At 58.7% G+C, this 16,145-nt stretch carries 12 protein-coding genes; 4 read left to right on the plus strand and 8 right to left on the minus strand.

Translation table 11 applies throughout. The features are described from left to right. Positions 1-150: 150 nt before the first annotated feature. The 5 genes from OK142_RS11285 to OK142_RS11305 form a co-directional block, all read right to left on the minus strand. Complete coding sequence (locus OK142_RS11285) at positions 151-1,065, minus strand: DUF930 domain-containing protein (protein WP_498682793.1); 915 nt, start codon at positions 1,063-1,065, stop codon at positions 151-153. 195 nt (positions 1,066-1,260) lie between these two features. After that, on the minus strand, positions 1,261-3,315 hold the full coding sequence (gene rpoD, locus OK142_RS11290) for an RNA polymerase sigma factor RpoD (RefSeq protein ID WP_003494761.1): 2,055 nt from the start codon (positions 3,313-3,315) through the stop codon (positions 1,261-1,263). Between the two features lie 394 nt (positions 3,316-3,709). Then, complete coding sequence (gene dnaG, locus OK142_RS11295) at positions 3,710-5,695, minus strand: DNA primase (RefSeq protein ID WP_003494759.1); 1,986 nt, start codon at positions 5,693-5,695, stop codon at positions 3,710-3,712. Between the two features lie 425 nt (positions 5,696-6,120). Next, positions 6,121-6,630: a GNAT family N-acetyltransferase gene (locus tag OK142_RS11300; protein ID WP_082182686.1), complete on the minus strand. Its 510-nt coding sequence runs from the start codon at positions 6,628-6,630 to the stop codon at positions 6,121-6,123. Between the two features lie 241 nt (positions 6,631-6,871). Beyond that, the gene (locus OK142_RS11305; RefSeq protein WP_035242758.1) at positions 6,872-7,324 is read right to left on the minus strand and encodes a GatB/YqeY domain-containing protein; all 453 of its coding nucleotides are present in this window, start codon (positions 7,322-7,324) and stop codon (positions 6,872-6,874) included. 336 nt (positions 7,325-7,660) lie between these two features. Between OK142_RS11305 and carA the strand changes: the two genes are divergently transcribed. Continuing rightward, positions 7,661-8,866: a glutamine-hydrolyzing carbamoyl-phosphate synthase small subunit gene (carA, locus tag OK142_RS11310; RefSeq protein ID WP_035242183.1), complete on the plus strand. Its 1,206-nt coding sequence runs from the start codon at positions 7,661-7,663 to the stop codon at positions 8,864-8,866. A gap of 129 nt (positions 8,867-8,995) precedes the next feature. Here the strand turns inward: carA and OK142_RS11315 are convergent, their stop codons facing one another. Beyond that, positions 8,996-10,396, minus strand: coding sequence for an MATE family efflux transporter (locus OK142_RS11315; protein ID WP_498682796.1), 1,401 nt, complete (start codon positions 10,394-10,396; stop codon positions 8,996-8,998). A 341-nt stretch (positions 10,397-10,737) separates the two neighbouring features. Here OK142_RS11315 and mcpU point away from each other — a divergent pair, with 341 nt between their 5' ends. Beyond that, positions 10,738-12,828, plus strand: coding sequence for a methyl-accepting chemotaxis protein McpU (gene mcpU, locus OK142_RS11320; protein WP_498682798.1), 2,091 nt, complete (start codon positions 10,738-10,740; stop codon positions 12,826-12,828). Positions 12,829-13,104: 276 nt separating this feature from the next. Then, positions 13,105-13,584: a DUF2938 domain-containing protein gene (locus OK142_RS11325; RefSeq protein ID WP_082182688.1), complete on the plus strand. Its 480-nt coding sequence runs from the start codon at positions 13,105-13,107 to the stop codon at positions 13,582-13,584. 36 nt (positions 13,585-13,620) lie between these two features. Here the strand turns inward: OK142_RS11325 and ypfJ are convergent, their stop codons facing one another. Then, positions 13,621-14,553, minus strand: coding sequence for a KPN_02809 family neutral zinc metallopeptidase (gene ypfJ, locus OK142_RS11330; protein WP_498682801.1), 933 nt, complete (start codon positions 14,551-14,553; stop codon positions 13,621-13,623). Between the two features lie 87 nt (positions 14,554-14,640). Further along, on the minus strand, positions 14,641-15,129 hold the full coding sequence (locus OK142_RS11335) for a DUF2306 domain-containing protein (RefSeq protein ID WP_498682803.1): 489 nt from the start codon (positions 15,127-15,129) through the stop codon (positions 14,641-14,643). An 85-nt stretch (positions 15,130-15,214) separates the two neighbouring features. Here OK142_RS11335 and OK142_RS11340 point away from each other — a divergent pair, with 85 nt between their 5' ends. After that, complete coding sequence (locus OK142_RS11340; protein ID WP_498682805.1) at positions 15,215-16,036, plus strand: LytTR family DNA-binding domain-containing protein; 822 nt, start codon at positions 15,215-15,217, stop codon at positions 16,034-16,036. Positions 16,037-16,145: the final 109 nt, after the last annotated feature.

The raw sequence follows: 16,145 nt of genomic DNA on the forward strand, positions 1-16,145 counted from the left end.
CAAAACGTTCGCTAAACGCCTCCCCATACTGGACGTCATCCTCGGGCTTGACCCGAGGATCCACAACCCAGCACGATCATGGATCCTCGGGTCAAGCCCGAGGATAACGTCGGAGAGATTGGAAGCCATGCGGACGCAGCACTTAATCCCTCACTGAAATCTCGTGAAACCCCGCTTTTTCGCATCCTCCGCGCTGATGGCGTTCCCGATTTTAAACCTGAATTCCGTGACCGCGTAGTTTTCAAGATCGACGTCACACTGGAACGACACATCATACCAGGTTCCACCAACGTTGAATGCACCACCAGTCGCGTCGATCGAACTTCCGGAAATCTTACGGCCGGTATCCGATGTCGGTATCATGCCTCTGGCAGCAAAACCCGCATTTTGAATTTGGGCCAGAGCTTCTGTGCTGCAAAGATTAACAATACGGCGGCGGGGCGGCAGATCACCGAACATCTGACGTCTCTGGGCGGGGGAAAGCAGCGACGAGGAAAGCAGACTTTTGGCAGCAGGAAGTTTAGCGGGCTTTTCTTCCGCCACGTCAGCTGGCTTTTCCTCTGTGGGCTTCGCTTGCGGCACGGGTGCTTGATCCGGCTCAGCCTCTTGCCTGACGGGCGAAACCGCAATTTCCCCCTGATCGGCGGAGGCCTGAAGATCGCTGTTGGCGGCAGCGGGCGCGGGCTTCTCATCTGCCGTTTTTTCCGGCTGGCTTTCCGGTTGCTCGGAGGGCTCGGTCTTTTCCGCTTCTTCCGCCTTTCCGGGCTTGTCCTCGGGGTCCGACTGCGCCTCTTCCGGCCTCATGGCGATGGCGGGCAACGTTGCCGGCATGGGCGGCAAAGGTTTTGATTCCTCGGCCGGCGGTGGTGGCGGAGGTTGCGGCTTCTCCTCCTGCTTTGCCTCTTCCGCACCGGGCGGTTTGCCTTCCTCCGCTTTCTTCTCCTCGGGCGGCGGCACCAGATCGACGCTGATGCTTTCCGGCTCCTGCGGCTCGGCTATCCGCTCGGGCAGTTCGAAAAGGAAAATCGCAACAACGGCAAGATGCAGCAGCACGGAGACGGGCACTGCCCATCCTTTCCCACGCCATCTACTTACAGACACCTGTTGCATCTCATCGAACCAAATCGAACCGGAGCATTTCCGATAAAAGCGGAATCCCTGTTTTCACACATAAGGCTTGTCGCAGAGTTCGCCAGTGCGTGAAACAAAAAACCCGGCCAGAGGTGACTGACCGGGTTCAATTTTAAAAGAAGCAAAAGCTTAGCTGTCGAGGAAGCTGCGAAGCTTTCTCGAGCGGCTCGGATGCTTCAGCTTGCGCAGCGCCTTCGCCTCGATCTGACGGATACGTTCGCGCGTAACCGAGAACTGCTGGCCGACTTCTTCCAGCGTATGGTCGGTGTTCATGCCGATGCCGAAACGCATGCGCAGAACGCGCTCTTCACGCGGCGTCAGCGAGGCAAGAACGCGGGTGGTCGTTTCGCGCAGGTTCGCCTGAATGGCGGCGTCGATCGGCAACAGCGCGTTCTTGTCCTCGATGAAGTCACCGAGATGCGAATCCTCTTCGTCACCCACGGGGGTTTCGAGCGAAATCGGCTCCTTGGCAATTTTCAGAACCTTGCGCACCTTTTCAAGCGGCATGGCCAGCTTTTCCGCCAGTTCTTCCGGGGTCGGCTCACGGCCGATCTCGTGCAGCATCTGGCGCGAAGTGCGAACGATCTTGTTGATCGTCTCGATCATGTGCACCGGAATACGGATCGTGCGGGCCTGGTCGGCGATCGAGCGGGTAATCGCCTGCCTGATCCACCAGGTCGCATAGGTCGAGAACTTGTAACCGCGGCGATATTCGAATTTGTCCACCGCCTTCATCAGGCCGATATTGCCTTCCTGAATGAGATCAAGGAACTGCAGGCCACGGTTGGTGTATTTCTTCGCAATCGAGATCACCAGACGCAGGTTGGCCTCGACCATCTCCTTCTTGGCGATACGCGCTTCACGCTCGCCCTTCTGCACCATCGATACGATGCGGCGGAATTCGGCGATGGAAATGCCGGTTTCCGTGGAGAGGTTCTGGATTTCCTGACGGATTTCGCGGATCGTGTTGCTTTCTTCGCGGGCGAATTCCTTCCAGCCGCGCGCGGCCAGATTGGCGATGGACTTCATCCAGTTCGGATCGAGTTCCGCACCGTGATACTGCTCGAGGAAGCTGTCGCGCTTGACGCCGTAGGATTCGGCAAGGCGCAGCAGACGGCCTTCGTTCTGCATCAGACGCTTGGAAATATCGTAGAGCTGCTCGACGAGGCTGTCGATACGGTTCTGGTTCAGCGACAGCGACTTGACGGCCGTGATCAGCTGATCCTTCAGTTCCTTGTAACGACGCTCCTGGCCGGAAGACAGGGTACCCGTGCAGGCAAGGCGCGCCTCAACCTGCTGGTCCTGAAGCTTGCGCAGCTTCTTGTAGGTGTCGGCAATGGTGTCGAGCGTTTCCATGACCTGCGGACGCAGTTCGGCTTCCATCGCGGCAAGCGAAAGATTGGACTCGTCGTCGTCCTCTTCTTCCTCTTCCGGCGGAAGGCCGTCGCCGCCCACGTCAGTCACATCCTCGTCGCCGGTCGGCGCACGCAGCTTGCGGGTCTTTTCCTTCTCTTCGGCAGCCTTGCGATCCGCCTCGATCTTTTCCGGGCTCTGGAACTGCGGCGCAGCCTTCGCTTCCGGGCCGGAATAGGTGGTTTCGAGATCGATGATCTCGCGCAGCAGCGTCGTGCCTTCGTTGAGTTCGTCGCGCCAGATGATCAACGCCTGGAACGTCAGCGGGCTTTCGCACAGGCCCGAAATCATTGTTTCGCGGCCGGCCTCGATACGCTTGGCGATGGCGATTTCGCCTTCGCGAGACAGAAGCTCGACGGACCCCATTTCGCGCAGATACATGCGCACCGGGTCATCGGTACGGTCGGTCGGTTCTTTCTTCTTTGCGGTCGCAAGTGCGGTGCCGCCGGAGGGGGCCAGTTCGCCGCCTTCGGACTCTTCACCGTCGGAATCGCTGTCGTCGTCGCTGGCGGTTGCTTCCTCGGCATCCTCGTCCTCGATGACATTGATGCCCATATCGGACAGCATCGCCATCGTGTCTTCGATCTGCTCGGACGTTACCTCTTCGGACGGAAGAACGGAATTCAGCTCGTCCATCGTCACATAGCCGCGCTTCTTGGCGGCCTTGATCATTTTCTTGACCGCGTCATCCGAAAGATCGAGAAGCGGACCGTCCGTCGCACCGTCGCGTTCGTTTTCTGCTTCTTCGTTTTCTTTGACTTTGGTTGCCATCTATCTCGTCGCTTTCCCTGACGCTAACACCTGTTCCGCCGCATCGCCGTCCGCCCCTTGAGCATCCGGCGGATTGCCGCGAATCACTGTCAGACACCTAACGGAGTGATCTTTAATTGCCGATTAACCACGGCAGCCTCAGGCAGAATGCAAAGACAGTGCACCCGGAAATGCTTGCTCATGCAATTTCTATCCGCCAAGGCCCATTCCACCTTACTTTTCCTGAAATGGTGATTCCCGCTATTTCCCGTCGCGTCAAGCCTTTGCGGGCGAGACAGCCAAGGAAATTCGTAAAAAAGGCCGCATTTTGCGGGTTATCACCAGACTACCCCCTATTTAGGACGCCTGCCGCAAAAGGCAACCCCACACGTCTTTCAATTATTCCCGACCGCCCCTACCCATGGCCGAAGGCAGGCCCCTTCACCCGCCCGGACATGACCCCGAAACCGTCGATAATCGCCTCCTGATTTTCCATGCGGCCGATTTCCAGCTGAACTTCGGCCAGCGCCCGCACCAGAAGTGTACCGCGCTCGTCATCCGTCGCCTCGGCTATTTCCCGCTCCAGCTCCCTTTTCTGCCAGAGCAGGGACTTCGTCCTTTTATGCAGCGAAAGCGCCTGCACATATCCTTCCCGCGCATCTTCCATTGCGGCCTGTTCGGTGGCCGTCCAAAGGCGGGCATTGCGCACCTGCTGATCCATGGTCTTCAAAAGCACCTCGAAGCCCTGCAGCGACAGGCGTTCGATCAGGCCTGCCCGAGATATGTCGGCCGCACTTTCCGCCGCAAAGGTCAGCACCGTGGACCACAGCCGCTGCAAATCGCGGTTTTCGTAATCGATCGCGGCGATCTCGTCATATTCCTCGAGCAGCAGCTCGGGGTGATTGACGATGGTGATGGCGAGAACGCTTTCCCTGAGCGAGGGTTTGGTCTGATGTCCCTTGACGAGACCAGACTGCGCCAGCCGGTCCGAGATGCTGCTCGCCGGCGCGGCCATCGCCCCACCCCTGCCAGACGTGTTGCGCTGAAAACCGCGACCGGCTCCCTGAGCGCCATCGCGGCGGAAATTTCCACCCTGCGACCCGGATGACTGGAAACGCGGCTGGAAGAAACCATTCAGCCTGTCGCGCATATCCTGCTGGTAAAACCGCCGCACGGCCTCATCGCCGATCACGGCCACGATCTGCCGCAGGCGGCTTTCAAGCTGGGCGCGTTTTTCCGGCGTATCGAAGCTGACACCGGAGGTCTCGCGGCTCCAGATCATCGCGGCGAGCGGCTTTGCCTCGGAAAGCACTCTGTCGAAAGGCGCGCGGCCTTCCAGCCGCACGAGATCGTCCGGGTCCTTGCCATCAGGCAGAAGCGCGAAGCTGACGGAGCGATCAGGCTTGATATGCGGCAGGGCGAGATCCGCCGCGCGATTGGCGGCGCGAATGCCGGCACCGTCGCCATCAAAGCAGAGGATCGGCTGCGGCGACATTTTCCAGAGGAGATCGAGCTGGCTTTCCGTCAGCGCCGTGCCGAGCGGCGCAACGGCATTTTCAACGCCCGCCTGATAGAGCGCGATGACATCCATATAGCCTTCAACGGCGATGACCGTGCCGCCGGCGGCCTGCGAGGCACGCCGCGCCCGGGCGAAATTATAAAGGACGTTGCCCTTGTGAAAAAGCTCGGTCTCGTTGGAGTTCAGATATTTGGCCACCGCATCCGCCGCCATGGCGCGGCCGCCGAAAGCGATCACCTTTTCGCGTGACGACAGGATCGGAAACATGATGCGGTCACGAAACCGGTCGTAGGAGACCGGCACGTTCTCATGCACCACCAGTCCGCAGGCTTCCATCTGTTCGCGCGCCACACCCTTGCTCGCCAGATGTTCTTTGAGAGCGTTGCGGCTATCAGGTGCAAAGCCGAGCCGGAATGTTTCGATGGTGCGCCCGGTCAGCCCGCGATCGCGCAGATAGGCCCGCGCCCGCGCGCCAAGTGCCGTCTGCAACTGGTCCTGAAAGAACAGCGTCGCCATTTCCATGACGTCCTGCAAGGACGTGCGTTCGCGTTCTCGCTTTTCAGCCTGCGGATCGGGCTGCGGCATGGAGATGCCGGCCATATCGGCGATCTGCTGAACGGCTTCTGGAAAACTCAGGCCCTCAAGATCAGTCAAAAACCGGAAATGATCCCCGGAAACGCCACAGCCGAAGCAATGGTAGCGCCCCTTACGGTCCTCACAGTGAAAGCTCGGGCTCTTCTCGCCATGGAACGGGCAGCAGGCCCAATAATCGCCCCGCGGCGTGTTGGTCTTCTTCTTGTCCCAGGACACACGTCGGCCGATCACATCGGAGATGTTCACGCGGTCGCGTATCTCATCGAGAAAAGAATTGGAAAAGCGCATGGGTTACCTGTTCGAGGCCAGTCTTTCATATAAGCGCAGAAAGGCGTGAGCACCAACCCAAAGAAAGACAATACCCGATATTCACAGGCCATGACGATGAAACCCTAGCCGCCATTGCCGCCGCTTTCGGCAAATTTGTGGCAGCGCACCATCACTAAAAATTATGTTTTTGTAATTTGAGCCGCCCGCTGCGGCAATGTAAAAACATACCTGAAGGCAGCGCTTGAACCTCCGCATAAATCTGCCGACGCCCGCAGGCACGTCCCCCGAAAAAAGCCTGTGAAGGACCGCATTTTGATCCGCCGGAATGCGCTTTCGTCGGCAGAAAAAAGGCAGGGTAGCCATGGCTACCCTGCCTTTACTTTTCTCAACATGCGGAAGCATCCGTTTGCAGTCCTTCGGTGCCAGACTAGCAATGCTCCGTCCTATGCCGCGACATGAAATCGGATGATGGCGCCATTCCATTCGGGACGATCCCAGTCCAACTCGGACATGCTGTTTTCAACCGCACTTTTGCGGATCGCACCTTGCCAGAATCTCAGTGCAGCAACGTTCTTTCTGGCGACAGCGACCTCCCAGGCTCCCGGATGCTGTTGAAAAAGTCTTTGCGCCGCAATCAGCCCAAATCCCTGACCACGATACTTACGCACGATGAAGAACTCGGCGACGGAATAGTCGGTAGGCAACGTCGAATGGCTCGCGTCATTTATGAGTGCAAAGCCAACAGGTCTTTCATCTGCCTTTAACAAGAAGGCCGACCAGTGAGGACGATCGAAATAAGCATCGAGTGGATAGTCGGGAAATCGGCCATTTTGCTCAAGTTCCCCACGCGGCGTCCCCGCCCAGAACTGGGAAAAATCATGCGTATATAACTGCATCAGGTTTTGGAAAACGGATGCATCGGCTGGCGATGCTACATCGAGGCTGAAATTCAAAAAAAGTGCTCCGTTATTGATGTCCTGCGCCGAGGAGGCCTTACGGGATGTGACAGGCAGAAGGCGCTATCGCGATGCCCCTTTGACGCGTCCGGACCGGGTTCTACGCGGCCCTTGATACCTGCGCATGACAGCATTTGATCTGCCGCGATATATCGTCGTCAGCACAAAAAAGGCGGGGCACCTGTGGCTGCCCCGCCTTTAATTCTTCTGAATGGCAAAAGCCCGCTTCAGCAAATCCTTACTTCAACAGATCCTTGACGACGCCGGAGGCCTTCGCGAAGTCGATCTGGCCGGGATAGCGTTCCTTCAGCGCATTCATGCATTTGCCCATGTCACGCAGGCCGGACGCGCCGGTCTCGCTGATGACGGCCTGGCACAGTTCGCGCACCTTCTCGGCCGGAATCTCTTCCGGCATGAATTCCTTGATGATGACGATTTCCTCGCGTTCCTGAGCGGCAAGCTCGGGCCGGCCGGCGCCGTCATAGATGCTGGCGGACTCTTCCCGCTGCTTCACCATCTTGGTCAGGATCTGCATGATATCCTCATCGCTGACGGGATCCTTGCCCACGCCGCGATTGGCAATGTCACGGTCCTTGATGGCCGTCTGGATGAGGCGCACAGTCGATGTGCGGCGCGCATCACGAGCCTTCAGCGATTCCTTCAAAGTATTAGCGAACACGTCGCGCAGCATTTCTTCTTCTCCTTGGGAAAGCACGTTCCGCAGCTTCTTGATACGGAAACTTTCCACCTTATTTTTCGAAACGACATATCCGAGCAAACCCGCTCAAGCAAATCAAATGCATAAGCCCTTGAATGTACGAAGGTTTAATTCCGCGTAAATCTTGAGCCTGCGGTTGACCGCCAAAGCAGCTTTCGTTATTTTCCGGCACCTGCACGAGATTTTAACGAAGGGTCGGAACGCGAGCTTTATCGCGCGCCCCTTTATGTCACGAAGCCTGCGACAAAAATGGCCCCTTACCCCCTGCCTTTCAAGAGGCGGGGTGCGAAGCGGCAGAAACGGAACGAGATGACCGAGACAGCGCCCTGGACTACCCGCAAACCGACCGCAATGCTTGTTCTTGCCGATGGCACAGTGATCGAGGGAACAGGTATCGGCGCAACCGGCAAGGTACAGGCCGAAGTCTGCTTCAACACGGCGCTCACCGGCTATGAGGAAATCCTGACCGATCCCTCCTATCTCGGCCAGATCGTCACCTTCACCTTCCCCCACATCGGCAATGTCGGCACCAATGAAGAAGACATCGAAGACCTGACGCCCGCAGCCCGCCGCGGCGCCGTCGGCGTCATCTTCAAGGCCGACATCACCGACCCTTCGAACTTCCGCGCCGTCAAGCATCTGGACGCCTGGTTGAAGGCCCGCGGCGTCATCGGCCTTTGTGGCATCGACACGCGCGCGCTTACGGCATGGATCCGCGAAAACGGCGCGCCGAACGCGGTGATCGCCCATGACCCGAACGGCGTCTTCGACATCGAGGCGCTGAAGGCGGAAGCAAAGGCATGGAGCGGCCTCGTCGGTCTCGACCTCGCCATTGAAGCGACCTCCGGCCAGTCCTCCACCTGGACGGAAACGCCCTGGGTCTGGAACAAGGGTTACGGCACGCTCGGCGAAGCCGATGCGAAATATCACGTCGTCTGCGTGGATTTCGGCGTCAAGCGCAACATCCTGCGCCTCTTCGCCGGTCTCGACTGTAAGGTGACGGTGGTTCCGGCGCAGACTTCGGCCGAAGACATTCTGGCGCTGAAGCCGGATGGCGTGTTCCTCTCCAACGGCCCGGGAGACCCAGCCGCGACAGGCGAATACGCCGTTCCGGTCATCAAGAACCTCATCGAGAGCGAATTGCCGATCTTCGGCATCTGCCTCGGCCACCAGATGCTCGGCCTCGCCGTCGGCGCAAAGACCGAAAAGATGCACCAGGGCCACCACGGTGCCAACCATCCGGTCAAGGACTTCACCACCGGCAAGGTGGAAATCGTCTCGATGAACCACGGTTTTGCAGTCGACACCAAGTCGCTGCCTGATGGCGTCGAGGAAACCCACATCTCGCTGTTCGACGGCACGAATTGCGGTCTGCGCATCGTCGGCAAGCCGGTCTTCTCCGTCCAGCATCACCCGGAAGCATCGCCCGGCCCGCAGGACAGCCACTATCTCTTCCGCCGCTTCGTCAACCTGCTGCGCGAGAGACAAGGCGAGGCAGCGCTCGCCGAGCGCTGATAGACCATCCCCATACTCCGCGTCATCTCGGGCTTGACCCGAGGATCCATCGGGACCCGGAGGGAATGGATCCTCGCCTCAAGGGCGAGTATGACGACACAGAGTTACATGCAGAACGATCACGGCCCGCTAAAAGCGGGCCGTTTTCATTTCACGCTTCACCAGAATGACGAAGCGCACGGTCAACAGAACCGCCGCCGTGGAAAGTCCGATCACGAAGCCGAACCAGACGCCGCGCCCGCCAAACCCGAGCGGAAAGGCCATGGTCCAGGCAAGCGCCAGCCCGATCGGCCAATAGGAAATCAGCGCCAGCATCGCGGGAATGCGCGCATCCTTCAATCCGCGCAGCAAGCCTGCCGTCACGGCCTGAATGCCGTCAACCAGCTGGAATATGCCGGCAATGACAACGAGGCTGCTGGCATAGGCGAGCACTTCCGCCGCTTCCGGCAATTTCGCATCCAGAAACCAGCTCGCCAGAAATTCCGGAACGGCCGCAAACAGGATGCCGCCGCAGATCGCGATGCCGCAGGCAATCGCGTAAATCATGATGGAGGCGCGAATGAGGTTTTTGAAATCCCCCTGACCGCGCGCTATGCCCACGCGAACGGTTGCCGCCTGGGCGAGACCAAGCGGGATCATGAAGGCAATGGACGCAAGCTGGAGCGCGATACCGTGTGCCGCCAGCTGCACGGTGCCGATCTGCCCCATCAGGATGGAGGCGGCGGCAAACAGCGTCACTTCAGCGAGGATCGTGATGCCGATAGGCAGGCCAAGGCGCAGCACTTCGAACAGCGCATGCCAGTCCGGCCGCCAGAAGCGCACGAACAACTCGTATTTCTTCGTTTCCTCACGCGTCTGGACATAAGCGACAATGAAGATGAAGCTGAAAGCATTGACGATGACGGCAACGACGGCCGCACCATTCATGCCCATCGCCGGCAATCCGAAATGGCCGAACACCAGCGCATAGGCGAGCACGCCATTCATCAACAGCATGATGATGGTGACATAAAGAATGATGCCGGCACGCCCGATGGCGCTGACAAGGCCGCGCAGCACATAGAAAAGCAGCGCCGGCAGCAGGCCGAATTTGGCGATGGCGAGATAGTGGCCGGTCAGCGCCGCGACATTGGGGTTCTGCCCGAGATAGATCAGAATGCGCTCGGCATTGAAGAATATCGGCAGAGCGAGGACCCAGTAGGCGATTGCCACCCACATGCCCATGCGCAGCGAACGGCGGGCCGCCGTCGCATCCCCCTGCCCGTAAGCCTGCGCCACCATCGGCACGACGGCCACGGAAAAGCCCGAGCCGAAAATGAAGACGACGAAGAAGAACTGCCCGGCCAGCACCATGGCCGCCAGTTTTTCCGCCCCCAGCTGGCCGACGATGACCATGTCAGTGGTATGGATGCCAAGCTGCGCGAGCTGCGCACCGATAAGCGGAATTCCAAGAGCAAGCGTAGCCTTGAAATGCGAAAGCCACGACCCCGATCCGGAGGGAACGGTTTCTGCAACAACCGACGAAGACATTGTAATTCACCTGAATTTTGGCCGTTGCCCGCGAATTGCGCAACGGCAGCAGGCTGATGAATAAAATATTCCCTTCCTGCACGCAACCTTTGCGGATCAATGATCAAAATTTACGCAAACCGGAACCTTGAGCCCGCCATCGGCTCAAGATCAGCTGAAATGACATGACATAAAACAAATTTAGCCGAATTTTACCATTTCACTTTACCCATTAGAATATCGCGAAGTTCTTTCAAACCATAAGCTGCATGACGCAGAATATTCCCGCCATTGAGGCATGTCTTTCCCACCATTTTCCAAGATGAGCCGAATGGGCGCATCTGGCCCCAAGGACGTGTAGCTTGCCCAAAAAAACCAATCTCATGACGCGCATCCTGTTTGCGGCGTCATCGCTCGTCGTCGCCGCCTTTGCAGGTTTTTCCTTCTACATCGACAGTCTTCAGCACCGGGTAACAACGGAAGCCGTGGCGGAAAACATCGATTCGTCTGGCAAGCAGGCGGCGCAGAGCATCGCCAACTGGCTGAACGGCCGTATCATGCTGACAGACACGGTGGCGAAGACATTTGCCAAGCTTTCCGACGACGATGCCAAGGTGCAGTTCCTGCAGAACGATGTTCTGACGGCGCAATTCATGTCCACCTATTTCGGCAATGCCGAAAGCGGCAGCTTCACCACCTTCCCGAAAACATCGCTGCCGGAAGGTTATGATCCGCGCAAGCGCCCCTGGTATCTGGATGCCGTCAAGGCCGGAAAGCCGGTGCTGACCGAGCCCTATAGCGACGCATCGACCGGTGGTCTCATCATCACCGCCGCCATTCCCGTTTCCGTCGACGGCAAGCTGGCCGGCGTGACGGGGAGCGACTTTTCGCTGGATTCGCTGGTAACCATGATCAAGGCCGTGGATGCCGGCACGGACGGATACGCCTTCCTCGTCAGCAAGGACGGCAAGATCCTCATTCATCCCGATCCGAAATTTGTCGACAAGCCGCTCACCGATCTCTTCAAGGTCAACACGCCGGCGATTTCCTCCGCGATTTCGCAAACCGAGATCGACGGCAAGGGCAAGATCACCAGCTTCATCCCCGTCGCCGGCCTGCCTTCGGTCGACTGGTATCTCGGTTTCGTCGTCGATTCCGATATTGCCTATAGCGCAATCGGCCAATTTCGCCTTGCAGCAACCATCGCCACGATTCTCGCCGCTGCGATCATGATCGGCCTGCTCGCGACCGTTCTCAGCCGTTTCATCGTTCGCCCCGTCACGCAGATGACCGCCGCCATGGAAGGTCTGGCCGCCGGCAATCTCAATGTTGCCATTCCGGGCCAGGAACGCAGCGATCAGATCGGCTCGATGGCCGCGGCAGTTGCTGTTTTCAGGTCGAACGCCGTGGAACGCCTGCGCCTCGAAGGGGACGCCGAACAGAACCGCACGCTTTCCGAACAGGAGCGCAACGACCGCGAAAGACTGGCTGCGAAAGATGCGGCAGACATCCAGTTCGCGGTGGATTCGCTCGCCAAGGGACTGACACATCTTTCGAATGGCGATCTGAATTACCGCATCGACACACCTTTCGTGACCCGTATCGACCGGCTGCGCGACGATTTCAACAATTCCGTCGCCAAGCTGAATGCGGCCTTGAGCACCGTCGGCCAGAATGCGCGGGCAATCGATGCCGGCGCTGGAGAAATCCGCCAGTCCGCCGATGATCTCGCTCGACGCACCGAGCAGCAGGCAGCCTCGGTGGAGGAGACTGCGGCGGCACTTGAGGAAATCACCACGACGGTGAAGGATTCTGCCCGCCGGGCCGAGGAAGTCGGTCGTCTCGTTGACCGCACGCGAAACAATGCGGAACAGTCGGGTGTCATCGTTGGAGACGCCGTCCGCGCGATGGAAGGTATCGAAAAATCATCGTCCGAGATCAGCAACATCATCGGCGTCATCGACGAAATCGCTTTCCAGACCAACCTTCTGGCCCTGAACGCCGGTGTGGAAGCCGCGCGCGCCGGTGAAGCGGGCAAGGGTTTTGCCGTCGTCGCACAGGAAGTGCGCGAACTCGCCCAGCGCTCCGCCAATGCGGCGAAGGAGATCAAGACGCTGATCAACGCCTCGACATCGCAGGTGCAGTCCGGCGTCGATCTCGTCGGAAATGCCGGCAAGGCGCTGGAAACCATCGTTCGCGAAGTCCAGGAGATCAACCGCCACATCGACGCCATTGTGACATCGTCGCGCGAACAGTCGACCGGCCTTCAGGAAATCAACACCGCCATCAACACCATCGATCAGGGCACACAGCAGAATGCCGCCATGGTCGAGGAACAGACGGCGGCAAGCCATGGCCTCGCCTCGGAAGCGGCGGCGCTCAACGATCTGCTTGCGCAATTCCAGCTCGCCACGGCAACGCGGCGGCAGGCGGAATATGGGCGCGCGGCTTGATAGCAAGGACAGAGATGGCCGGGAGCAATCCCGGCCATCCGTGCATTGACCGCGTCTCTGCACACTCGACGTCATCCTCGGGCTTGACCCGAGGATCCAGAGTGCCGCCGGGAGATGGATCCTCGGGTCACGCCCGAGGATGACGGAGGAGAGGTTTCAACCTCTCTTATGGCCGGAGCGATCCGGCCATTTTTATTTGCCGCGCGAACAATACGCGGTTCTCTCTACCGGCTCGATCCGATAGAGCTTGATCGATCATGATTTTCGGAGGGATCTATGCTGGAACTGATTTGGCGCGGCATTGCCATGGGCATTGGCGGCACCGTGTTTATGGATATATGGGCAATCGTGCTGCACCGCTTTTTCGGCCAGTCTGCGCCCAACTGGGCGCCGGTCGGTCGCTGGTTCTGGCACGTGCCGAAGGGCAGGATATTTCACGACAGCATCGCGACAGCCGCGCCTTACGAGCATGAACTGGCGCTCGGCTGGATTTCGCATTATGCCGTCGGCATTCTCTACGGCATCCTTCTGGCACTGATAGTGCCGGCCGCATGGTTTGCCGAACCATCCTTCATTCAGCCATGGATCGTCGGCATCGTGACGGTCGGCGCGGGCTGGTTCCTGCTGCAGCCGGGTCTCGGCATCGGCTGGGCAGCGTCGAAAACGCCCAATCCCACCAAGGTTCGTGTTCTCAACCTCGTTGCACACACGATCTTCGCACTCGGCATGTATGCCGTGGCGTTGCTGATGCGCTGAACAAATAAGGGGGCTGAAAGCCCCCTTTTCGTATGCTCAGATATTCGCCGAGAAGGTGTCGCAATCCTCGACACGTCCGTTCTGGAAGCCACGCTTGAACCATTCCATGCGCTGCGCCGAGGTACCGTGGTTGAAACTGTCAGGCACCACATATCCTTGGGTCTGCTTCTGCAGGGTGTCGTCGCCGATCTGGTGAGCGGCGTTCAGCGCTTCCTCGAGGTCGCCGGTTTCCAGAATACCCTTCTGTTCGGTGAACTTGCCCCAGATGCCGGCATAACAATCCGCCTGAAGCTCCACACGCACCGACATCTTGTTGGCATCCACCTGGCTCATCGACTGGCGGCGGCGGTTGAACTCCGGCAGGACGCCGGTCAGGTTCTGGATGTGGTGGCCCACCTCATGCGCAATCACGTAAGCCTGCGCAAAATCGCCGGCCGCGCCGAAACGCTGGTCCAATTCCTTGAAGAAGCTGGTGTCGAGATAAACCTTCCGGTCACCCGGGCAATAGAACGGACCGCTGGCGGCCGAAGCATAACCGCAGGCGGAAGATACCTGGCCCGAAAACAGCACCAGCGTCGGTTTCTGATAGGTCTCGCCGGCGGACTGGAAAATGCCGCTCCAGGTATCTTCGGTCTCAGCCAGCACGGTCCGCACGAACGCCGTCGTCTCATCGGTCGATTGACCCTGCGGGCGCGTACCGGATTGCTGGGTGCCGGATTGCTGCGTCGTGCCGCCGCCATCCAGTGAAATATCGCCGCCGGAAAGCAGCGTCAGCGGGTTGATGCCAAGCACCCAGCTGATCACCAGAATGACCAGAATACCACCGATGCCAATGCCGCCACCGCGACGCCCGATCGGCACGCGCATCCCGCCACGGGAAAAAGGATCGTTACCCGAAGGTCCCGATCCCGCTGACATGCCGCGCCGGTCCTCGATATTGTCCGACTGGCGACGCCCTCTCCATTCCATGCTTTTCTCCCGGCGAACGTCGCCTCAACAAGCTGCCTTATAACGGCACTATAATACATCTTGTTCCGGAAGAAAGCTTGGCCTGTCTCAGGCGGCGCGCCGCCTTTGCCTGAAAACCACAACGAACAGGAAAACAAACAGCAGCAGCCCAAGTGATAGCGTCAGAAAATCCTGCCCGCCATTGCCGAAAACAACGCCATTCATGATACGCCCGGGAAGGAAGGTAAAGCCGCCCGCAATGACGATGCCACCGAGATAGACACCCTGCATGATCCGCATATGGCGCTTGATGTCACCCCGGCGTGCGAAATACACCGATTGCAGACAGCCATATATGGTGAAAAGCGACATGAGGTGGATCGGGCTGAAGCCGTAGAAAACATTCAGCTCATGTATGAAGAATGTCGAGAACGACGTGACAACCATCAGCACCACCCAGATCTTGCCGAGCAGCCGGTGTAGAGGCGTGCCTTTCGGAAAAAACAAAACCACCGCGCCGATGATGGCGGCGGGGGTGACTGTCGCCACATGCAGCTGAACGGCGAAGGGCGCGTCAAGAAGAGGTTGAAGGGACATTTTTCTCACCCGGTTGAACTCGGCGGCAATTTCAGCGAAACATGACGCGGCTCAACCGGAATGGCGCAAACAGCGGGAGAATTTCGTGAACGGCACTGTCGTGCAATCCACGCTTCGCCAATTGCGGGCAAAGGTGCGCTCCCGCTCGCTGTGGAGCACCTTTTTTGCCATCGTCGTTCTCTTTATTTTGACCGGCCCATACGGCACGGGCCAGAAAATGACCTTCTGGCCAAGGGCTGCCTATTGGACGCTGTTGCTTGGCACTGGCTGGATCATCACCACCGTCTTTTCCGCCTTCGCCAATGCCGCGTTGACACGAACGCTTTCAAGTTCCCTGGCGCGGGCAATGGTGGGGGCAATCGTCGCTGCCTTGCCGATCGGCGCCATGATAACTCTTGCCAACTATCTATTTCTCGAACAATCCGTCGATATCGCCTCGATTGGTGAAGATGCGCAGGCTGCCTTGCCGCTTTGCCTGATATTCTGTTTCCTCGGCTACCTGACAGCCGGCACCGCAAACACGGCCGATGCGACGCAAGTGACGGGAGCGGAAACCGCGTCACTGCCGTCCGAAAAGGAGCGTCCCGCCATTCTTGATCGCCTCGGGCCGGAACGGCGCGGAAATCTGCTGCGTCTTTCCGTGCGGGATCACTACACCGAGGTGGTGACGACGCGGGGACGTCAGCTGGTTCTGTTGCGTTTTGCCGATGCGATGAACGAAATTGGCCAGACGCAAGGCTTGCAGGTGCATCGGTCCCACTGGATTGCCGATGCCGACGTCGTCTCATTGCGTAAACAGGCGGGTCGTCTGCATGTCATGACAAGGGATGGTTCGGAAATCCCCGTCAGCCGCTCCCATAGTGCTGCAGTCCAGGCCCGTTTCGCCGCGCATGCCCCTGCCGGTTAAGAGTTTCTGTCGATTCCGGAATTTATGGGGTTCCGTTCTCAAAAACATTTGCCTATAAGCCGCTTCTAGCCTGAAAACTTTGAATTGCGCGCCCCGGCCGGTGATCTTT

This window comes from Agrobacterium sp. BT-220-3 (genome assembly GCF_025910175.1).
In the GTDB taxonomy this organism is placed as follows: Bacteria; Pseudomonadota; Alphaproteobacteria; order Rhizobiales; family Rhizobiaceae; genus Agrobacterium; species Agrobacterium oryzihabitans.